This is a genomic window from Sutcliffiella halmapala (genome assembly GCF_050107295.1).
Classification (GTDB): domain Bacteria; phylum Bacillota; class Bacilli; order Bacillales; family Bacillaceae_I; genus Sutcliffiella_A; species Sutcliffiella_A halmapala_A.
Genome location: NZ_JBNIKR010000001.1, coordinates 367400 through 388243, shown reverse-complemented (window position 1 = coordinate 388243; position 20844 = coordinate 367400). Strand labels below are relative to the sequence as shown.

General features: G+C 44.1%; 23 protein-coding genes. 8 read left to right on the top strand and 15 right to left on the bottom strand.

The genetic code is table 11. From position 1 onward, the window contains the following. Positions 1 to 160: 160 nt before the first annotated feature. From ACQCT5_RS01890 to ACQCT5_RS01870, 5 genes are all read right to left on the bottom strand, one after another. Positions 161 to 1480, bottom strand: a complete 1320-nt coding sequence (locus ACQCT5_RS01890; protein WP_499638450.1) for an ABC transporter substrate-binding protein — start codon at positions 1478 to 1480, stop codon at positions 161 to 163. A gap of 23 nt (positions 1481 to 1503) precedes the next feature. Next, positions 1504 to 2415 (bottom strand): N-acetylmuramic acid 6-phosphate etherase, encoded by a 912-nt coding sequence (gene murQ / locus ACQCT5_RS01885; RefSeq protein ID WP_499638448.1) that lies wholly within the window; start codon positions 2413 to 2415, stop codon positions 1504 to 1506. A 27-nt stretch (positions 2416 to 2442) separates the two neighbouring features. After that, a complete protein-coding gene (locus ACQCT5_RS01880; protein WP_499638446.1) occupies positions 2443 to 3300 on the bottom strand; it encodes a MurR/RpiR family transcriptional regulator in 858 nt (285 codons plus the stop codon). Between the two features lie 10 nt (positions 3301 to 3310). Then, on the bottom strand, positions 3311 to 4291 hold the full coding sequence (locus ACQCT5_RS01875; RefSeq protein ID WP_499638444.1) for an N-acetylglucosamine kinase: 981 nt from the start codon (positions 4289 to 4291) through the stop codon (positions 3311 to 3313). A 256-nt stretch (positions 4292 to 4547) separates the two neighbouring features. After that, positions 4548 to 4931, bottom strand: a complete 384-nt coding sequence (locus ACQCT5_RS01870) for an OsmC family protein (RefSeq protein ID WP_499639079.1) — start codon at positions 4929 to 4931, stop codon at positions 4548 to 4550. Positions 4932 to 5081: 150 nt separating this feature from the next. Between ACQCT5_RS01870 and ACQCT5_RS01865 the strand changes: the two genes are divergently transcribed. Next, positions 5082 to 6248, top strand: a complete 1167-nt coding sequence (locus tag ACQCT5_RS01865; RefSeq protein ID WP_499638442.1) for an MFS transporter — start codon at positions 5082 to 5084, stop codon at positions 6246 to 6248. A 608-nt stretch (positions 6249 to 6856) separates the two neighbouring features. Further along, positions 6857 to 7006: a BH0509 family protein gene (locus tag ACQCT5_RS01860; RefSeq protein ID WP_386638178.1), complete on the top strand. Its 150-nt coding sequence runs from the start codon at positions 6857 to 6859 to the stop codon at positions 7004 to 7006. A gap of 40 nt (positions 7007 to 7046) precedes the next feature. Here the strand turns inward: ACQCT5_RS01860 and ACQCT5_RS01855 are convergent, their stop codons facing one another. Further along, positions 7047 to 7997 (bottom strand): DMT family transporter, encoded by a 951-nt coding sequence (locus ACQCT5_RS01855; RefSeq protein WP_499638440.1) that lies wholly within the window; start codon positions 7995 to 7997, stop codon positions 7047 to 7049. 271 nt (positions 7998 to 8268) lie between these two features. Between ACQCT5_RS01855 and ACQCT5_RS01850 the strand changes: the two genes are divergently transcribed. Beyond that, positions 8269 to 10191: a heavy metal translocating P-type ATPase gene (locus ACQCT5_RS01850; RefSeq protein WP_499638438.1), complete on the top strand. Its 1923-nt coding sequence runs from the start codon at positions 8269 to 8271 to the stop codon at positions 10189 to 10191. 254 nt (positions 10192 to 10445) lie between these two features. On the opposite strand, the gene ACQCT5_RS01845 is transcribed toward ACQCT5_RS01850, so the two are convergent. From ACQCT5_RS01845 to ACQCT5_RS01835, 3 genes are all read right to left on the bottom strand, one after another. Beyond that, positions 10446 to 11270, bottom strand: coding sequence for a YihY/virulence factor BrkB family protein (locus tag ACQCT5_RS01845; RefSeq protein WP_499638436.1), 825 nt, complete (start codon positions 11268 to 11270; stop codon positions 10446 to 10448). A gap of 70 nt (positions 11271 to 11340) precedes the next feature. Beyond that, entirely contained in the window at positions 11341 to 11685 is a 345-nt protein-coding gene (locus tag ACQCT5_RS01840) for a YtxH domain-containing protein (protein ID WP_499638434.1), read from the bottom strand. 14 nt (positions 11686 to 11699) lie between these two features. Continuing rightward, positions 11700 to 12170 (bottom strand): low molecular weight protein-tyrosine-phosphatase, encoded by a 471-nt coding sequence (locus tag ACQCT5_RS01835; RefSeq protein WP_499638432.1) that lies wholly within the window; start codon positions 12168 to 12170, stop codon positions 11700 to 11702. 179 nt (positions 12171 to 12349) lie between these two features. Here ACQCT5_RS01835 and ACQCT5_RS01830 point away from each other — a divergent pair, with 179 nt between their 5' ends. After that, a complete protein-coding gene (locus ACQCT5_RS01830; RefSeq protein ID WP_204415081.1) occupies positions 12350 to 12577 on the top strand; it encodes a DUF1128 domain-containing protein in 228 nt (75 codons plus the stop codon). A 46-nt stretch (positions 12578 to 12623) separates the two neighbouring features. Here ACQCT5_RS01830 and ACQCT5_RS01825 read toward each other — a convergent pair whose 3' ends face one another. Beyond that, on the bottom strand, positions 12624 to 13076 hold the full coding sequence (locus ACQCT5_RS01825; RefSeq protein WP_499638430.1) for an SRPBCC family protein: 453 nt from the start codon (positions 13074 to 13076) through the stop codon (positions 12624 to 12626). 105 nt (positions 13077 to 13181) lie between these two features. On the opposite strand from ACQCT5_RS01825, the gene ACQCT5_RS01820 reads away from it, so the two are divergent. The 3 genes from ACQCT5_RS01820 (at position 13182) to ACQCT5_RS01810 (ending at position 14988) form a co-directional block, all read left to right on the top strand. Further along, complete coding sequence (locus ACQCT5_RS01820; RefSeq protein ID WP_499638428.1) at positions 13182 to 13361, top strand: hypothetical protein; 180 nt, start codon at positions 13182 to 13184, stop codon at positions 13359 to 13361. A 147-nt stretch (positions 13362 to 13508) separates the two neighbouring features. Further along, positions 13509 to 14375: a metal-dependent hydrolase gene (locus ACQCT5_RS01815; protein WP_499638426.1), complete on the top strand. Its 867-nt coding sequence runs from the start codon at positions 13509 to 13511 to the stop codon at positions 14373 to 14375. A gap of 448 nt (positions 14376 to 14823) precedes the next feature. Beyond that, entirely contained in the window at positions 14824 to 14988 is a 165-nt protein-coding gene (locus tag ACQCT5_RS01810; RefSeq protein ID WP_386638203.1) for a hypothetical protein, read from the top strand. A 109-nt stretch (positions 14989 to 15097) separates the two neighbouring features. Here the strand turns inward: ACQCT5_RS01810 and ACQCT5_RS01805 are convergent, their stop codons facing one another. From ACQCT5_RS01805 to ACQCT5_RS01785, 5 genes are all read right to left on the bottom strand, one after another. Beyond that, positions 15098 to 15235 carry a hypothetical protein gene (locus ACQCT5_RS01805; protein WP_499638424.1) on the bottom strand — a complete coding sequence of 46 codons (138 nt, stop codon included), beginning with the start codon at positions 15233 to 15235 and terminating at the stop codon, positions 15098 to 15100. Between the two features lie 24 nt (positions 15236 to 15259). Then, on the bottom strand, positions 15260 to 16498 hold the full coding sequence (locus ACQCT5_RS01800; protein ID WP_499638422.1) for a S1C family serine protease: 1239 nt from the start codon (positions 16496 to 16498) through the stop codon (positions 15260 to 15262). 115 nt (positions 16499 to 16613) lie between these two features. Beyond that, positions 16614 to 18029, bottom strand: a complete 1416-nt coding sequence (locus tag ACQCT5_RS01795; RefSeq protein ID WP_499638419.1) for a sensor histidine kinase — start codon at positions 18027 to 18029, stop codon at positions 16614 to 16616. Next, entirely contained in the window at positions 18026 to 18706 is a 681-nt protein-coding gene (locus ACQCT5_RS01790) for a response regulator transcription factor (protein ID WP_499638417.1), read from the bottom strand. The genes ACQCT5_RS01795 and ACQCT5_RS01790 overlap by 4 nt, the downstream gene beginning before the upstream one ends. Positions 18707 to 18915: 209 nt before the next feature. Next, a complete protein-coding gene (locus tag ACQCT5_RS01785) occupies positions 18916 to 19284 on the bottom strand; it encodes a DnaJ family domain-containing protein (protein WP_499638415.1) in 369 nt (122 codons plus the stop codon). A 194-nt stretch (positions 19285 to 19478) separates the two neighbouring features. On the opposite strand from ACQCT5_RS01785, the gene ACQCT5_RS01780 reads away from it, so the two are divergent. Continuing rightward, positions 19479 to 20774 carry an NCS2 family permease gene (locus ACQCT5_RS01780; protein WP_499638413.1) on the top strand — a complete coding sequence of 432 codons (1296 nt, stop codon included), beginning with the start codon at positions 19479 to 19481 and terminating at the stop codon, positions 20772 to 20774. Positions 20775 to 20844: the final 70 nt, after the last annotated feature.

Here is a 20844-nt window from a genome sequence, read left to right as displayed (position 1 = left end):
GAGAGCCTCCTCGGCTTCGCCTGTGGGGTCTCCACTAATCGCTACCTCCAGCCGGAGTCTTCGCCTATTGCTCCAATCAACAGCTAGATTCTTAGGTATCAATACTAGCCTTTAAAATAAAAGAGGAAGAGCAGTTACACTCCCTCCTCTTTCTTATGGCTTACTGGGAGAAAATAGCTTCTCCCTTGGTTTTGAACTCTTCCGCCGCCTCTTCAGGAGTCAATTCTCCGCTTAGTAGACCTTGGAAAGTCGGGATGACAACTTCAGTACGGAAGCGGTCATCTTTCGCAGCAGCTGCTGCAGACGCATTACTTGGAGGTAGAACGTGAGAAGCCAATACTTCTGCTGCTACTTTGTTGTAAGGAGCAAGCGGCATTTCAAACTTGCCTTCTGCATCCTTATGAACCTGTGGTAATGCCAGTGCTGCTGCTGCTTTTCCAGCTTCTGCACTTGTCAGGTGCTCAAGAACCTTCACACTGTTCTTCATGTGATCTTCTTTTGCATTCTTTTGAGTGAACAGCATATAACCTTCAGATCCTCCGAAAGATACTTGCTCTTCTCCTTCGTTATGCGGGATTGGTAGAAGAACAAAGTTTACTTCTTCCCCTTCCACTTTTCCGTCTTTGATTTCCTGGTTGCGTGCTTCTACTACAGGATCAAAGTAAGGAATAGCGCGACCGAAGAATAGTGCTTGGTGGTTGTAGTATAGCTCCATACGTTTAGCAGGATCTACAGCCGCCGTTTCTTTCGGCATAATGCCTGAATCTACTAGATTCTTGATGTATTTCATTGTTTCCAGGATTTTTTCGTCATTCCATGTGATGCCATCTTCTGTGTAGCGGTTTGGCAACCCATTGTTCATTGCAAGGTGTACTAATAGCTCTTCGTTGTTCCCTTGGAAAACAAAGCCGTATTTATCGTCACCAGCTGCATTCTGTCCAACGCCTTTTTTCGCCAGGTCTTCGAATTCCTTCCAAGTCCAGCCTTCCTGTTGGATCTTTTCATAATCAATGCCAGCCTCATCTAAAAGCTGTTTATTTCCACCCCATACGTGAAGGAACATGTAGATTGGAAGACCGTAAAGTTTGTCTTCGATTTTCATGTAGTCCAAAGCAACTTGGTTGTAGTCATCCTTTGATACATTCAATTTGTCATCAAGTGGCACTAAAAGGCCTGAATCAACATATTTACCTTGTGGCTTACCGAAGTAGATATCCGGTGGATTACCGGAGTTCAATGCTATATCGAACTTTTGCGGACCTTCAGCCCAGCTCAATACTTCATACTCGATTTCGATGTTTTCGTTTTCCTTTTTGAAAGATTCAACCAGTTCTTTCAGTTCTGCTTCGTACTCACCATGCACCGGATATGTCCAAACCTTTACAACATCCTTTTTATCGGATGAAGAACTGTTGGAACAACCAAGGATAATGGAAGCAACGAGCAACATAACCATTGCTAAACTTAAACCCCTTTTCATTTCCAATTCCCCCTTGAAAATTATTATTTATTATAAGCCTTTATAGCCTTATAAACGAATCCCTTTGCGTCACTGAGCAGTTCTGCCGCTTTCACGGCGTCCACCTGACACGTATACATGATGATTGCCACTTTAGGGTTTCCTTCTGAACTGTCAAACAATGCTGTTGATTCCTCTGAGGAACATCCCGTCACTTGTTGTATGATGCGTTTTGCACGGTCCACCAGCTTTTTGTTCAATGGCTGGACATCGACCATCAGGTTATTGAACACCTTCCCTATCTTCACCATGGAAGTGGTCGTGATCATATTCAACACAAGCTTCTGTGTCGTACCCGCTTTCATTCTAGTGGAGCCAGTAATCACTTCCGGCCCTACTTCTATATTAATCTTGTAATCTGCTACAGTATTAAGTGTAGCATCCTTTGTACAAGTGAAGGATACCGTCTTGGCCCCAAGCTCCTTTGCCTGTTTCAGTGCCCCGATGACATAGGGTGCACGTCCGCTTGCCGTGATGCCGATGACCACATCGTGCAATCTGACGCCATGCTGTTTGATGTCATTCGCCCCAAGCTCCTCGCTATCCTCGGCCCCTTCCACCGCTTTAAAGATGGCAGGCTCGCCACCAGCGATGATCGCTTTTACCATGTCCGGCGGGGTGCCATAGGTTGGCGGGCATTCGGATGCATCGAGAATCCCGATTCGTCCGGAAGTGCCGGCTCCTACATAGAAAAGGCGTCCCCCTGCTTCAAAGGATTCCACGACACTGTCGACCACTTTTGCGATACTTGGAATTTCCCTCTGGATGTGAAGCGGTACTGTTTGATCTTCTTCATTGATGATGGCTAGTATTTCTTCTGTTGATTGTCTATCAATCTGGGTGGTCTTCCCATTCTGCTGTTCTGTCACCAGATTCTGTAAGTTTTCTAATCCCATTTATCACATCACCTTTTTAGTGTGTATTCATTCTGAGCGATACGCTTTCTGAACCGCTTCCCGTGAACGTTTCAAATAAGCTACGGATTGATCAAAATCTCTTGCTGCCACTGCTGTGAACAGGATATCGATCACATTCAGCTGAGAAATCCTCGAGGAGGTTGCCGCACTTCTAATGGAAGATTCCATGGAAGAGATGCATAATGTTATGTCTGCAAGCTCCTTCAATGAATTTGAGCCGTATTTTGTAATCGCGATTGTCTTCGCTCCCACTTCTTTTGCCTGTCTGATTGCGGCAAGCGTGTGACTCGTTTCCCCTGAGTACGATATCCCGACTGCCACATCCGTGTTGGTCAAAGTTGCAGCAGATGTCAATTGAATATGGGCATCGGCATATGCCGTACACAGCTTATTTATTCTCATAAACTTCAACTGGGCATCCTGTGCAATCAACTGGGAGGCTCCCACACCGTAAAAATCGATACGATTGGAAGTATGTAAATAATGAACCGCCGCTTCCACCTCATTTTTGTCCAAAAGGTGGAGCGTATCCCTTAAAGAAAGAACGTTGTTTTCAGTAATCGTCTTCATAAAAGTGGGAATGTCATCGTTGTCCTTGAACTCGTGGTATTCCTCCTGTTCTTTTTCAAACGATGTCATGTCTCCGGCTATCCGAAGCTTCAACTCTTTGTAGCCATCCAAGCCGATTTTTTTGCAAAGGCGTATGATGGCTGCCTGACTCGAATCGCTTTTCTCCGCCAGTTCCTTGACCGAAAGAGTTACCACTTCTCTTGGATTTTCTAAAATAAATGTTGCTGCATTTCGCTCTGCCGGGTTAATTGCCGAGAGTGCCTGACGCAGCCGTAACAATCCACCATTCATCATTGACCACCCTTTACTTGCTTCTGTCTCTTACTTCTTTTTCAAACACCTCAGTGAATGTTGGTGCCACCTCATGCTTCCCGTTCTTGATCGCCGCATAGATGGTACCTGCAATCGGCGGCAAGGTTGGAAGTGTAAATGCAAAAGGGTAATCTCGGTTTGCCGCTTCCTCTTCAAGAAAGGACTGCATCACGTGTGAATGCCCGATGATGCCGCCTGTCAGGACGATCGGAAATTTTCCGTCTGCCGTTTTTTCCTGGTGCAGCTTTTCATAAAGCGTATGAATCTCCTTCAACATGCAGCCTGCAGCTTCTTTTAGAATATCCATACATAACTGATTTCCTTTGTTTGAAAAAGAAATAACCATGCTTCCGAGTGACGCGATCCTGTCCCTTGTTTTCCGAAGCTCGTAGACAAGCGAGACTATTTCGCTCATAGCCGTTACTCCGAAGTGATCGAGGACCGCTTTTGTCAATTGACAAGGTGCATTCCCCTTGTCATATTGTTCAAACACATAGTCCAAGAGTCGCTTGCCGATAGCGAAGCCACTGCTACCGTCCTGGATGAGATATCCCCATCCCCCGACCCGGGCACGTTCCTCCTTGTCATTGATGCCAAAGCTGATTGATCCGGTTCCGGAAATACTGACAATGCCCGGCTTCCCTTTCGTCTCGGAATAAAGGGCAGTGATCGCGTCGTTATCGATGATGATGGTCGGTTCCTCGCCCGTTATCTCTCTCAGCAAGGACAGAAACCATTCCTTCTTTCCCCCACTTTCCACTCCGGATATTCCTGCAAAGACGACATCTTCTTTTGTAAGCGGTTTCTTAAGTGTGAAAAAATAAAAAAGCTTTTTCAGTTCCTTCTTGACTGTTTCATAGTCTGAACTATTAGGGTTTGTCGGGCCAACAGTAGCTTCAGCAAGGATTCTCCCTTGTTCATCCACGACCATTCCTGTTGTTTTCGTGCCCCCGCCATCCAATCCAATGATCATGCTTTAGCGCCCCTTAATCTGACAAATTGCTCTTGTACTAAGTATAGTGCCGGTGATATTCAGTGTCAACATTATTTTTATTTTCTGAAATTAAATTTCAAAACAGACATATTTTTATTGATTTGGTCATATGGATGTAGTGCTGACAGGGAGTGAAGTTTCCATGCATCCTTCTGCAATTTAAAGGACAAAGCATTGCTCTCTCCCCCTATTAGTACGGGGCCGGATTTCGTATCGCAGCCCCTATCTTGAAATTTCACTCCACAATTTCAAAAGTCTCTGTCACTTCAATGCTATCTTTCACAGATTGCACCATCGGACAATTCTTTTTCGCAAGCTCCACAGCCTGCTCGACCTTGTCATGCGCCAGGTCTTTTCCTTTGATCAAATAATGGATCTGTATCTTTTCGATGCGGTTTGCTTCCTTTTCGTTTCTCGTCACTTCCGCTGTCAAGGAGATATCCTCCACTTCCATGCGTTTTTTCTTTAAAATCGTGCGCAACACGCCTCCGCTGCATACTGCAATGGAAGATACCATCAACTGATACGGGCGGAATCCGTACTGCTCATCTCCCGCTACATGCAATTCCCCATACTCCAATTCGGTTGAAAATCCTACTTCTCTCATATTAAATTTCATCATGCTGTCATCTCCTTTTTCATTTACTTTAGCAGAATCGGAAAAGGGATCGCTACTAAAAAGTTCCTGAATTTTATACATTCCAATCCTTATCTATTTTATGTATCATAGAGGATGTGTTTTAAAATTCAATATTTTGAGGTTAATATTATGAATCGTTTTCGTTTTTGGATTTTGGTTTCCATCGTTGCCATTTCCGGCTTCAGCCAAGGAATGCTACTGCCGCTGATTGCCGTCATATTTGAAGATAGCGGGCTGTCTTCCTCTTTGAATGGATTGAATGCAACTGCCCTTTATATCGGGATATTACTCGCGTCCCCCTTTATGGAACAGCCGCTTCGGAAGTATGGCTATAAACCAGTCATCCTGGTGGGAGGTTTTCTCGTTGTCATCTCACTTGCCCTGTTTCCATTATGGCAGACTTTCTGGTTCTGGTTTTTCCTGCGCCTCCTGATCGGGATCGGGGACCATGCCTTACATTTTGCCACCCAAACCTGGATCACCTCCTTTTCACCTGAGGATAAACGCGGGCGGAACATCTCCCTATATGGGGTTTTCTTCGGGATCGGATTTGCCACAGGCCCTTTAATGACACCGCTTGTCGACGTCAATCCGTCTCTCCCGTTCATTGCGTCTTCCCTGTTATGTTTGGTTGGATGGGTTTTTCTATTCTTCTTGAAAAATGAACACCCGGAACAGGAAATCGGTGTGAACTCCTTTTTCGAAACCATCAAGCGTTTTTCAAAAGCCTGGAAGTACGCATGGATCGCATTCCTGCCTCCACTTGGCTATGGATTCCTGGAATCCTCCTTGAATGGAAGCTTTCCTATATATGCTTTGAGAACGGGAATGGATTTGACGAATGTGTCAGTTTTACTAGCTTCCTTTGCCATCGGGGGAATCGTGTTCCAGATCCCGCTTGGGGTTCTGAGTGATAAATGGGGCCGGAGAAATGTACTGCTTGTGATTTTGTCACTCGGATGCATCAGCTTTGTAACAGCCAGCTTTTTGGAGAATCACTTTATGGGACTGGCGGTGTGCATCTTCATTGCGGGAATGCTGGTAGGCTCCACCTTCTCGCTTGGCATAAGCTATATGACCGATCTTATGCCGAAGAACTTGCTGCCAACCGGTAATCTGCTATGCGGCATCGCCTTCAGTCTTGGCAGTCTTGGCGGTCCATTTTTCGGCGGACTTTTCATTCAGTATTTTCAAGGCATCAGCTTTTTCCACATCATCAGTTTCCTGCTCTTCATCATTTTCGTCTTGACGTTTTCCTATGGAAACAGGGGGATGGTCGTGGTGGCGAAGCAATAGTGTATTTGAAACAGGCAAGCCCCTTAGTTGAAGGGGCTTGCCTGTTTTTATTTTGGAGGGGTATGAAGGATGTGGGGGGGATGGAGTGGAATTGTTGGGGATCATGGTCTCATGGCCACGCTTTGAGACCACGATTGAACGGAATTGCTGGAATTGTGGTTTCATTACCCTGCTTTGGCACCGCCATTTAGCTGAATTCCAGGAATCGTGGTCTCATTACCCTGCTTTGGTACCGCAATTTTGCTGAATTGGGCAGATCATGGTCTTATAACTCCGCTTTGGCACCACCATTTACCGGAATTGGGCAAATCGTGGTCTCATAACTCCGCTTTGGCAACGCCGTTTACCGGAATTGCGCAGATCGTGGTCTCATAACTCTACTTTGACACCATCATCGAGCAGATTTGAGCAAATCGTGGTTTCATTACCCCATTTGAGCCCATGATGAATTATCACAAGGAGCTCTAACGTCTCCCTTCGCTAACCACCGTCTATCTTTAAAATTCGGGCGGAAAAACTTTCTAAAAGTTGTTCCAATTTTAAATATTCTGTTATATAATAATAAAAACAGATACTTACTGTACTAATACAAAGGAGGAAGAAATATCATGAGCAGACAGGAACGGAAAAACATGGTTAGATTTATCGAGGTTATGAAAAAGGCGGATCGTGATTCACTGGTTTATATGACGGACGCAGACATCGAGCACTTATACAATCATGTCTATCAGCAAATGGTGATTCAGGAAGGCCTTTAAATTTACGGCTCCCCATATAACGAATAACTGCAGCTCACCTTCATCCGGTGGGCTGCAGTTTTTTCTCTTCTTTTTTATTTTCCTTTTGTCTGTTTACGATGATGATCCCCACCGTTACAAGGGTGAGACCGATCAGGATTGTATAGTGCATCACTTCATCCAGGAACATAGCCGACAATATGACTCCGAAAACCGGTACTAAAAAGAGGTACATGGAGACTTTTCCAACCTTGTTATACTTCATGACATTGTTCCATAATATAAATCCTGCTGCTGATAAAAAGGCTAGATACAACAGAAGGACCGCTGTAGAACCGTCAAATTCAAATGGTACAAAGCCCGCGGACCAGCCTCCAGCCACAATCAAACCTACAGAGCCGAACAGCATCTGATAGGCGGTCAGATAGGAAACGTCCATTTTCCCCGACCTTTCTCGTGCCATGATGTTCCCGTAGGCGGAAGCCATCATCGCAATCAGGAGCAGAATCTCCCCGATTCCAAATTGAAAATCCGCTCCTACTTTGGGCAGATTCACCACAAGAACGCCGCCAAATCCTAGGGCAATCCCCACCCACTTTCGAATCGACAATCCATCATCCGAGTACAGGAAATGCGCGAATAGAATCTGGAAGAACGACGCTGTCCCAGCAATTACCGCACCTTGCATCCCTGTGGAATAACTTAGGCCGATATAGAAAAGGAGATACTGAAGAAAGGTTTGGACAAACCCAAGTTGAAACAATGGCACCAAAGTTTCTTTCCTTAGTTTTAATGATTGTTTAAATAGGGTAAAAAATAGAAAGATCATGATTCCAGCCAGCAAAAAGCGGTAGCCTGCAAAGAGAAGCTGCTTGTCATAATCGTCTGCCCCGATGTTTAGTGCTGTATAGCTCAGCTTGATTGCAGGGAATGCGCTTCCCCAAAGAAAGGTTGCAATCAAGGCTGCAGTTATCACGCCAAATTTACTTTTGAAAAATTTCTCGGCTGTCAAAGTGCCGTTCACCTTCTTTCTTTTCCAAGCTACATTATACACAGAAATCCTTGAAGTTACATACTTTATAAACCCCTGATAAATAATAGTAGCCAAAAAGCCTAAAATAAACTATAATAAAAATTAATTAATAATAAATATAATTAACTGACAAATTTATGTTTTTTTTTAATAAGGTGAAAAACCTTGCTGCTATCCCTCCGATGGCAGCTTTCGTCATTTTTATGGAAGTAGTGATTCTGATTCTTTTTCTCAATTAGGAGGTCATGATATGACAGAACTAGCACAAAAACAAACAAAGGATCTGGAAACTCAACGAGAGAACAATGTAGTAGAGCTCTTAAAAACACATATAGAACTAGTCTTCGCTCTTTTTTCCGGGGTGCTGATCTTCGCAGGGTGGCTCTTGCTAAAGTTTGACTCATCCACCATAGCCGCACCAATCTTTGTCCTCGCCTACTTAATCGGCGGTTATTTTAAAGCAAAAGAGGGGCTCGAGGATACGATAGCGGAAAAAGAGCTGAATGTGGAAATGCTCATGATCATTGCAGCAATCGGGGCCGCGATCATCGGATACTGGATGGAAGGCGCCATTCTGATTTTCATTTTTGCATTAAGTGGTGCACTTGAAACGTATACGATGAACCGAAGCCAAAAAGAAATATCCGCACTCATGGGGATCCAGCCTGAGGAAGCGGTCCGCATCCAAGGTGACACGGAAGAACGCATCCATATTTCAAAGGTGGGAATCGGCGATCATCTGTTGGTCAAACCAGGCGAACGCATTCCCTCTGATGGAAAAATAGTCAGCGGCGAATCTGCTATTGATGAAGCAGCCATTACCGGCGAATCAATCCCGCTAGAAAAGCAAAAAGGAGACACTGTCTACGCCGGAACGATGAATGTCAATGGCTCCATCGTTCTTGAGGTGACAAAGCCTGCAAATGAAACCCTGTTCCAGAAAATCATCAATCTTGTTCAGAATGCTCAAAGCGAAAAATCCCCTTCCCAGCAGTTTATGGAGCGTTTCGAAGGACCATATGTAAAAATTGTCCTGCTTGTTGTGGGGCTGATGATGATCCTCCCGCATTTCTTGCTCGGATGGAGCTGGAACGAAACCTTCTATCGTGCCATGATATTACTTGTAGTCGCATCTCCTTGTGCACTGGTTGCTTCCATCATGCCAGCGACCTTATCTGCCATCTCGAATGGGGCTAGAAAAGGGATTCTTTTCAAGGGTGGGGTCCACTTGGAGAATCTTTCCCACCTGAAGGCGATTGCGTTTGACAAAACTGGAACGCTGACAAAAGGAAAGCCGGAAGTTACGGACGTATTAGTTCGGGAGGATATCGACAAGAAGGACTTCCTCTTCTCTGTCGGTTCGATTGAAAGCTATTCCAATCACCCTCTCGCCCAGGCCATTACCGCTTATGCCAGAAAAAACAGTGAGCAGCCATTGCAGCGTCCGGAGCAGTTGGACGATAAGGCTGGCTGGGGTGTAACCGGAACGATTCATCAGAAGAAGTGGATGGTCGGAAAGGCCGAATTTGTCGGCAAGGACGCCGCACTTTCTTTTTCAAATGGTGCTGCAGAGGCTCTCGCACGTGAAGGGAAAACCGTTGTCTTTGTAAAAGACGAAAATGGCATTGTCGGTTTAATAGCACTGAAGGACGTTATTCGAAAAGAAACCGTTGAAGCGATTAAACGACTGCAGGCACTCGACGTCCAGGCAATCATGCTGACAGGAGACAGCCACAGTACAGCAGCAGCGATTGCCGCGGAAGCTGCCATTGAGAGGTACATTGCCGAATGCCTACCTGAGAAAAAGGTGGAGTCGGTCAAGGAATTAAAAGGCGAGTACAGTTCGGTGGCCATGGTTGGAGACGGCATCAATGATGCTCCCGCACTCGCGACTGCCAATGTCGGAATTGCCATGGGTGAAGGAACGGATGTTGCGCTGGAAACGGCGGATGTCGTCCTTATGAAAAACGACTTGCTGAAAATTTCTGAGGCGATCGAGCTTTCCAAACGCATGAATCGGATTATTAAACAGAACGTCATCTTTTCCATCACCGTCATCATGCTCCTGATCTGCTCCAACTTCTTTCAAGCGATTGATTTGCCTTTCGGTGTAATCGGCCATGAAGGAAGTACAATCTTGGTAATATTAAATGGATTGCGTTTGTTAAGATAAAAGGAAAAGCAGTGGAATCCCGGTTCGGGTCCACTGCTTTTTTGTGTAAAGATGATTGATTATCCGGGTCGGTTAGTGATAACCGTTCTGCCCGTTTGCACTGCCTGATGTCTTGTTTTTCGGCTTGTGCTTCGCGTTTTGTTTTGTACCGCCATCTTTTTTCGTGTGCTTGGTCATGAAAAATCCCTCCATAATGTTGAAGTATCTTTCATTTATAGATTCTCCAAAATCCGCCCAAAATTCACTGGGAATTTTTACGAAACATAGTTCTTTTCAGACTGCAGGATGATGGCATTTATTTCTCCCCCGATAATGATCATGAGGCCTGATAAATAAAACCAGACGAGGAGGACAATGATTCCTCCCAAGCTTCCATACATGGCTGTGTAGTTCCCGAAATTGCTCACATAGTACGAAAACAGAGAAGAAACCGTTATCCAGCCAACCGTAGCAAAAAGAGACCCTGCGAGAATGTCCCGTATGCGGAGCCGAATGTTCGGCGCGGCCAGGTATAGGCAACTGAACACGAAAAACAGGATGACAAAGCTGACGCCCCAGCGAATCGCATTCCAGATATCCAGAAATTCATCCGACATACCGTAGGAGGAGAAAATGAACAAGCCGATTTCCCTTCCAAAAACAGGCAGCAGCAACGCCACAATAATGACAAAGACCATGGCAAGTGTCAAAAGGATTGCCACTCCCCGAGCCATGAAAAAGGACCTGTTTTCGTAAACATCATAGGCTCGATTGAATGCACGGACAATCGCATTGATCCCATTGGAGGCAAACCAGATGGTCGCGATGATACCAAAAGAAAGCAATTCGCCGCGCTGCTCACTCAATATCCTTAATACATTGGTCTCAATGATATGCATGGTATCACCAGGCGCGTATTGTCTGATGACACCTAAAACATCTTCCTGGGAAACAGGGACATAGGCAATCAACGTAAGTAGAAAAATAAGAAAGGGAAACAAGGACAATAGGAAAAAGTATGCCAACTCTGCAGCTCTTCCCAATACCTCATCGCGCTCAAAACGGTGCAATAGATGCTTAAAAAACATGATGATTTCCATCCTTTTTCCTCCAGCACTTATCATTTACTCTTTATTCTATTGACGCCTGCCCTGTTCTAGGACATGTTTTTCAATTCCCTTTATTGGAATCCAGGTGTTTTGAAATGACTTCCTTTGTATCCTGTACAATCTCCAATACTTGAGGAGTTGTTTCTTTCAGTTGATTTACCTTCGTTCTTAAATATTCCAGGTCCTCTGTTACATCATCTACAGCCGTTTTCACAGATTCTATCTGCTTACGGACAGAATCCGCTATCTCCTGAGGATGCTGGACAACATACTTTAATTTTCCACCAACCTGCTTACCATTATGTATGAAATTCGTTCTTGTTTCTTTATCCAGCAATGAAATCGCAGCCCCAACCAAGGCTCCAATCAGCATTCCTTCCAACATTTTATTTCTCTTCTCCATCATATCCACTCCTTTTTCTATTGGAAATTCTCTTCTTTGATCTTGTTAAGCAGGTTCTCGCAGCCTTCTGTGACCAGACTATACACCTCATCGAAGTTCCCGGTGAAATAAGGGTCCGGCACATCATTTATCTTGCTTGCAGGGACAAAATCCAAAAGCCTTCCGATAAAACCGGTCTTATCATACCCAGCCATTTTCCTGAGATTTCCGAGGTTCTCTGAATCCATGGCAATGATATAATCATAATTCGACAAGTCCTCTTTCACGACCTGCCTTGCCACCATCCCTTGATAGCTGATTTTTTTCTCATCCAACAGCTTTCGGGTTCCTTCATGAGGAGGGTGGCCGATATGCCAATCGCCTGTTCCTGCAGAATCGACTTCCACCCTGTCTTGCAGGCCAACATTTTCCACCAGCTGTTTAAATACCGCTTCCGCCATCGGAGAACGGCAGATATTACCGAGACAAACAAACAGTACACGTACCAAAAGCTTAACCCCTTTCCATTAGTTCTTACTTTCATTATATACATGTTTAGCGGTTTCCTCGAATAATCTAAGGTTGGACTTACATTTGATATACCCTCTTCTGTGGAGAATGGTACTTTTATTTTGATTTTCGTGCTAAAATAAACAAAAGTCGAGCTTGTTCGAAAGGAATGTTCCGAATGAATCTAACAGAAAAGTCCACCGAAAACGTGGAATATATGATTGAAGCAATCAAAGGAAAACTGAAGGTCCTGAACCTTGGCGCCATCAAGCCTTCCCACTTTGACGAAGAAATGTACGAAGAGCTAAAGGATATTTATGACCTTGTCATGAGAAAGCCTTCCTTCAGCCCAAATGAAATGCAGGCCATTGCCGAAGAGCTTGGAAACCTTCGCAAAAACAAATAATCGAAAAGCCAAAGCACTTGAAATGATGTTTCAGGTGCTTTGGCTTTTATTTTTGTTCAGCAATGACTTTCAATGCATGCGCACGTTCTTCGATGAATTTTTGCATATATGTTTCAAGGAAAAGAAAATCCGCCACTCTTCCCAATGGTCCTAAAGGAGCCTTATATACAAAGCGGTCGCTCATCACGGTTCCACCCTTCATTTCCTCGAACGTATGCGTATGGGTAAAGGAATGGAACGCCCCTTTCACCATAACATCAACAAAAAGAAAGGGCCTCTGCAATTCTGTTATCCGGGCAGTCAGTTTCTGCTTCACCCCAAAGTGTACCGCTTCCCATGTCACCTTGTCCCCTTCTTCCAACAGCCCAGATGTTACCCCAGATACAGCCCTTTCTTTTGTTCTTCCAGTTGTTTTCGTATGTACATCCACGTTTCGCGCCAAATCAAAACAGTCTTCAATCGACGCTTTGATAAAGATTTGATGATTGATGACCGGCATATTTTCCCCCTCCTTTTTTTATTATAACAACTTGGACAAACTTTCCCTTCCCTCAGTAATGAATCTACCACCTCCTGCATATATGTGTACAGAGGAGGGATAGCGATGCTTGGCTATTATGCTACTACGATTGGTTTGACCATTCTACTTTTCTTATTAATGGGTGTTTTCATTTATTCAGTTAGAAGCGGATTGAACAAAAAAGATTCCATCGAAATTGATCCTCTACCTCCAGAATTGCGTGATAAGGATGACTTGGATGAAAATCTTCACAAAGACGATTAAGCAACTTTTCAGGACAACCTATTACAGGTTGTTTTTTTGTTTGGACTCCCTATTTAAGGTAAACTGTTAGAGTAGGCTTTTTGCTTTCATGTCAAGCTTGTCGGGTGAGAACGAACCGGCTCCGCTTTTCTCATAAGGGGGATTATTTTGGATACAATTACACACACGCTCTTTGGAATGACCATATATGGAGCCGTGGATAAAAGAGAAGATGATAAAAAAACGAAATTAGCGCTGTTCGCCTCTTCCATTATCGCCAGTCAAATTCCTGACAGCGATGTGATCTCACAGCTTTGGGACACAGAGGGCATGTACCAGATGTGGCATCGTGGCATCACGCACTCCCTGTTCATGGTCCCGGTATGGGCGCTACTGCTTTTTTTGCTGAGCATGCTGATTTTACAGAAACGGGATTGGCGCTTTTTATGGGTCCCGCTCATCGCTGTTTTCATACATAATACGAGTGATTTATTCAACGCCTGGGGAACTGGCTATCTTGAGCCCTTTTCCTCGCTGCGGATAACGTTTGGAACCATATCGATCGTGGATTTTATGATTTGGTTCATTATCGCAGTCGGTTTTTTTGCACGCCGTTTTTGGAAAAAGGAGCGCCATCAACTTTATCGAATGGTGTGGCTACTCATTTTATTCCATGTCACGATTCAGACATTCCAGGGCTATCTCCTCTATAAAAGCTATGAGGGTAAATACGATCAGGTTGCACTTTCAGCGAGTTTCATCCCATGGCATTACTCAGTGATAGGTAAAATCGATAATACCGTCATGATATTTGATGACAGCCTATTCACAAAGCCGACCTTGCAATATTCCTTGGAATCTGCGGAAGATGCAGACCTCGAAGCTTTGTTTGCCGAAGTGCCGGAAGCAAAAACCCTGTATGAGTGGTCTCCATTTGTCGTAATTGTGGATGATGACGAACGTCTTGGCGTCTATGATCCGCGCTTTTACCGGGAAGGCCAGTCGTTTTTGTTTGAGTTTTTGGAAAAAGAATGATGTGTTGTTTTTTAGCTGTTAAGGTGTACTTTTACGAGGCTTTCTCAGATTTCAGCGGTTGTGTTTCGCATTGCTGCTCAAACTGGGAAGCTTTTTTCGCGGGAGGCATTTTTGGGCATTTTAGTAAATTGGATAGATTGCGGTGGCTTTTGGATAGATTAACAGGCGTTTTGGATAGAATAATACTGATTGTGGATAGATTAACACTACTTTTGGATAAATTACACAACAAAGTGGATAGATTCCATTTTGCACACGCATTCTTCATCTCCATCTATTCTCGATTTCCGGCCCCAGCCCAGCAACATCACGGCCTCAGCCACGCCTCCTAAAATACAATCTAAAAAAAACAAAAATTTTATTAGAAAAATAGTTTTTTAGGTATATAAATCTAGCAAACTGGGAATTACTATAGAAAATACAAAAAAAATTAAATGAGGTGCTGAACATGCTAGTAGCAAAGAGATATTTTTTAACTGATATGGAACGTGAAAGTGTAGAGCAAACGCTAATGGATAAAGGTCACCTGCGTCAAAACTTACTTAGCTTAGATGATGAGGAAATTATTCATATATATCAAAAAATTATGGTGGATCAACTTATCACCAAATAATAAACTTTTCAGCTAAAACAAAAGCGCAACATCTTCCTTTCGTGTGAAAGGAGATGTTGCGCTTTTTTCATTTATGTTAAGGGGGGGAGGAAACATAAATTGTTGTGTATTATTGGGGGCTTAGCCCTTTAATCAGGTCAAGCCTTGGCTTGCATACTTCCACATTGATGCCTTTTTTCTTGTATTTTTCCACTATTTTGCGAACATCGATACCTTTTTTCTCTTTATCAGTCTTTTTTTGCATCATTTAGATCGCCTCTATTCGTCGAATTTAAAACATTTGTTTTACTAACGTCATTTCAGCTTCCTGCAATTGACCATTTCGATAGAACGACACTTTCACTTTGTCTCCAATTTGCTTTTCATTGTACAGGAATTTGCGAAGCCCTAATGCATCCTTGATCTCCTGTCCATCCAGCTTAACAATGACATCATATGCCTTTAATCCCGCCTTTTCAGCCGGTGACATTTTTTCCACACCTGTAACAACAATCCCGCTTTCAACTTCTTCTGGAAGCTTCAGGGTTGTGCGCTGCTGTTCTAGTGGGACGTCAGAAAGTGAGGCAAGACCGACACCCATAAATGGTCGCTGCACTTCTGCATGCTGCTCCAGATCTTCGATGATTGGTTTGACCGCTGAGATTGGAATGGCAAAGCCTAAGCCTTCGATCTCGGACTGAGCGATTTTCATCGAGTTGATTCCGATAACTTCTCCTCGCAAATTGATCAATGCTCCGCCACTGTTGCCAGGATTGATGGCTGCATCTGTCTGGATGACATCCGCTTCCCAATCCGGCTGTCCGTCTTGATTTATGTCAACGGGAATGATCCGTTCTTTTCCACTGATGATGCCCTGTGTCACCGATCCGAAGAATTCAAGTCCTAGCGGATTACCGATTGCGATGACCGGCTCGCCAAGTGTGATGGATTCGGAATTTCCGAAGGTTGCAACCTTGTTGACCTTTGATCCATCCACAGTGAGTACGGCAAGATCTGTCAGTGCATCACTGCCGACTACATTTGCTTCGACCCTGCTTCCGTCAGCCATGCTGACTTCCACTTTGGAAGCTCCGTCTATTACGTGGGCGTTTGTGACGATGTATGCTTTACCGTTCTCTTTTTTATAAACGACTCCTGAGCCTGTTCCCGCTTCCTGCGAGGATTGGGATGGTCTTGGATCAAATAGTGAATTTCTTCCTTCTTGTATATTTACTACCCCAACTACGGCATCAGAAACTTTTTCCACTGAACTTGTTACATTTGTCTGGATCTGTTTGAAATCCACCTGCTCCGTCTGGATGTTGGATGTGGTTGTTTCCACAGATGGCGGAGTTTCTGATTCCTGACTTTCATGATCGATATAAAATCCCCAATCCATTAGGACAGGCAGCATGGAGACGACCCCAAGCGCCCCGACAATCCCTCCTGATACGGAAGCGACTATCACTTTACCAAAAGACTTGTCTTTCCTTGAACGCGTCCGGTTCACATGTTCATCGTAATATCCCATTTCGTTTTCACCTCATCTTTTATTTTCAAGAATCATCAATGAAATATTCTATATCTATATTTAACCGTATTGTGATGAAAACAACCTTAAAGAAAAATTAGATTTTGATGAGAAATTAAGAGGGATGCTTTTCAATATCAAATTGCAGTTGAATGTCGGTCCATTCCCCTTCTTTACTGTCAGCTTCAATCAAACCGTTATAATTGTGAACTATGCGCTTGGCGATTGAAAGTCCCAACCCTTGTCCACCTTTTTCCCGGCTTCGGGCTTTATCCACCCGGTAGAAGCGGTTAAAGATTTTTTTCAGGTCTTCCTTCGGGATGCCGATACCATAGTCCTTGATGTGGCAGATGAACTTGTCTGCTTTTTTCTCGGCTATAATTTCAACCTTTGTGGATTCCTTGGAGTACTTCACTGCATTGTCCAGGAGGATGATCAAAAGCTGTTCAAAGTGCCGATCGGCCATTTGTATCATTATGTCTTCTTTTAAACTGTTTTCAAATGTAAAAGAAAACTCAGGATGCAGCAGGGTGAATTTTTTAATAAGCTCTTCTATTACAGGGACAGGACTTATGACATCGTCGCCGATTTCGAATCGGTCGGACTCCAGTCTTGTCAGCTCCAGCAATTCAAATACAAGCATTTTCAGTCGCTCCACCTCTTGCTGGGAGGCTTTCAGCGATTCCTCGAGTACCTCGGGGTCATTTTTACCCCATCGGTTGAGCATGGACAGGTGGCCTTCGAGGATGGATATCGGAGTTCTCAGCTCGTGGGATGCATCCTCCACAAATTGCTTCTGCTTCTGGAAGGATGTTTCTACATCTGTCATCATCTCGTTGAACATATTGGAGATGTCCGCAATCTCATCCTTTTCGTTGCTATCCTGAGGAACACGCTCCTTGAATCCTCGCTTTTTGATGCGTTTCATCGTATCCGTCAGCGCTGCAATCGGTTTAAGGAGCTTTCGTGCAATAAGCATCCCACCTATACCACTAAGAAGAATCGCCCCAGCTCCCGCTGACCAGGTAACTAGGAAAATGAGTTTCCTTAGCCGTTCGTAGTTTTTCAGGTCCCTGATAATTTCTATGTATCCGATAAAACCGTTTGTAATGACCGGCTGGCGATGAATGAGATAATGATTTCCGTTCACCTTCACATGCTCGAGATTATCGCTATCCACCGGAGTCACGAGCAGCTCCTGCGGTAGATTGGTCGCTACTGCAAGAACAAGGTTTCCGTCGCGGTCAATAATTCTGATTAGCTCATTGGCTTCATTTACTTTTTCCAAAAAACCGCTGCTATAGATGATTTCGTTGCGGTCGACCAGAAAGGGCTTGTCTGCCAGGTAAGCTTGGACTTCATTCATCTTGTCCTGGATATTACGCTCCTCCTGGTCGATCATCCACGTTCTCATCACATAATATTGAATGGAATTATAGGTTACAAATAAGATGAACAGCACTAAAGACGACCAGATGGTAATTTTCCAACGGATCGGCAGCTGATAGAAGAAATTGGTTATTTTCGTCATTTTCTCATCACATAACCCGTCCCGCGCACTGTCTGGATATAGCTTTCTCCGTCTGCTTTATCAATCTTGTTCCGTAGGTATCGCACATACACATCCACCACATTCGTTTCTGCATAGGTGCCAAGCTCCCATACCTTTTCAAGGAGAAGCTCCCTGGTCAGGACGCGATTGATATTGGTCATGAAAACGACCAATAGATCGAACTCCCTTTTTGTCAGCTCAATAGGTTCCTTGTCCCGATGGACAGTTCTGGCATCAAGATCCACTTCCAGCTCCTGAAAAGTGAGGGTTTTCGTACTGGATGCGGACTTCTTTCCTTCGAGCCTACGCAACAGGGCACGTATTCTCGCAAGCAGCTCCTCAATGGCAAATGGCTTGGACATATAATCATCGGCCCCGCTATCTAGGCCTGATACCTTGTCCATCACACTATCCCTTGCTGTGAGCATGATGATCGGCGTATCTTTTGCCGCCCGGATCCTGCGGCACACTTCCATACCGCTCAGGCCCGGCAGCATCAGGTCCAAGAGAATGACATCCCATTCCTCATTTATCGCTAAGTCAAGGCCCGCTCTTCCATCATACGCAGTGGCGATCGTGAAGCCTTCATATTGTAGTTCCAGCTCAATAAAGCGCGCCAGATTCTTTTCATCTTCTATTATAAGTACTTTACACATCTCTCCACCTCCAGGTATAAGTGGCACCTTGCTTACAGTTTAGTCTATTGCCGTAAAATTCAATCGCAAAACTCCTATATATTAATAGTACCTAAAATTCTGTCCTTACGGCATGAGAATTTGATGAGAATTAAAAACGTAATGATTGTAATTTTGTTGAAATGAATGGGGAAAGCACAAAAAAACCCGACACGTTATGCATCAGGCACTTACTTTAACCTTTCATCGATCCGGTTTTGATAATTCTTGAACACTGCCGAGTTTAGGTCCTTTTTCTTTTTTTGCATAAGCTGGTTGAAGCGGAGCTGCTTTTCATTCAATCTTACCTTCAGGCGGGACTCTTCAAGGTCATCATGCGCCCCTTTGATCAGGTCTTCGAGATATTCAATCTCTGTTTTCAATTGTTGCTCCTCCATCATGCCGGAGTTTTTCATGATTTTATATGCCATTCTCATTTCAGGCGGAACATGCGACATGTCCTCTAATTCCAAAGGCTTTCCAAAGCCAGGCAAATTTTCAAATTCACCGTCTTCATAAGCTTTGCGAATTTTCTCTTCCGTTATTCGAAAAAAGTCCATCCCATCACCCATTTCCTTTGCGTTACTTATAGTATACCCGAAGATTTTCAAATTGATTGTGAATGTTTTCTGAACATTCTAATATAATGTTTCAAAATTTTTCTATTGTCGTTTTCTCCTTATAGATTTATAATACTAGTTTGTGGGTCCTGCGAGACCGGGTGGGAGAGGGAAACTGAATAAGGTGTTTTACTATGCTTCAATGGATAAAGTCTTCTTTTGATTTGCCTGGCCATGAAACCACGTTAAAGCGTGAATTGATGGCAGGTATGATATCATTCTTTACCATTGTGTACATTATTGCTGTCAACGGAACGATTCTTGCTGAAGCAGGAATCCCAATTGAAGCTGGAATCATTGCCACGATCCTCACTTGTGTAGTGGGTTGCTGGCTGATGGGATTTTGGGCAAATGCCCCGATCATCCTTGTTCCAGGTATGGGAATAAACGCGATGTTCACTTATACATTGGTTCATTCCATGGGATTATCCTGGCAGGAAGCGTTGGGTGTAGTAGTGATTTCTGGGGTGATCGTAACCGTCATTTCGTTTACGAAGCTTTCTCAATTACTGCTAGAAGCAATTCCAAACTCTTTAAAGCATGCAATAACAGTAGGTCTGGGGTTATTTTTAACCTTGATTGGGTTGGAAAAAGGCGGACTTGTGACAAAAGGCGATAATTCGCTATTGGCACTTGGAGATGTGACGAGTCCTTATGTGATCGCTACCATCCTTTCTGTCATCCTTGCTGTTATTCTGTTCATGCGCAATGTTCCTGCCAACTTTCTGATCAGTATGATTGTCGGTACAGGTATCGCTGCAGCTTTAGGAGTGGTAAGCTTTTCCGATGTAGGTGGAAATGCATTGCCATTGGATACTTATGCTTCCTTATTCGGTGCCGTTTCATTTGCAAAGATTGGAGAGTTTACGTTTTTAGTAGCTGTCTTCTCTTTAACGATGGTTCTCTTATTTGAGAATATCGGGCTGATAAATGGTCACCTGAGTATGATCAAGCGTCCGGAAAAATTCAAGCGTTCTTTCCAGGCAAACGGGATTTCCGTTCTTACGAGCGGACTCTTCGGCACAAGTCCAACTGTTTCCACAGTGGAAAGTGCTGCCGGTATTGCTGCAGGAGGACGAACTGGTGTGACAGCCATTGTGACAGGAAGCTTATTTTTGCTTTCCATTTTTGCAATTCCTTTCATCAAGATCATCCCTGGAAGCGCGATTGCACCAATCCTGATCATCATTGGGGTCCTTATGCTGCAAAGCGTCAAACAGATCGATTTCCAAGATCTAACGGAAGGGTTCCCGGCATTCCTTGTAATTGTAATGATCCCATTCTCTTACAGCATTGCTGACGGAATCGCATTCGGATTCATTGCCTACCCGCTGGTTAAACTGGCACTCGGCAAAGCAAAAGAAGTATCCGCACCGCTCTATGTAATCGCGGCGCTGTTCTTCCTGACATTTTTGACAAATGTGCATTAATGATAGATCGATCGTTTAGTGAGTGAAAAAAATCCCTGCCAGGGGCCAGACCCCGGCAGGGATTTTTTCA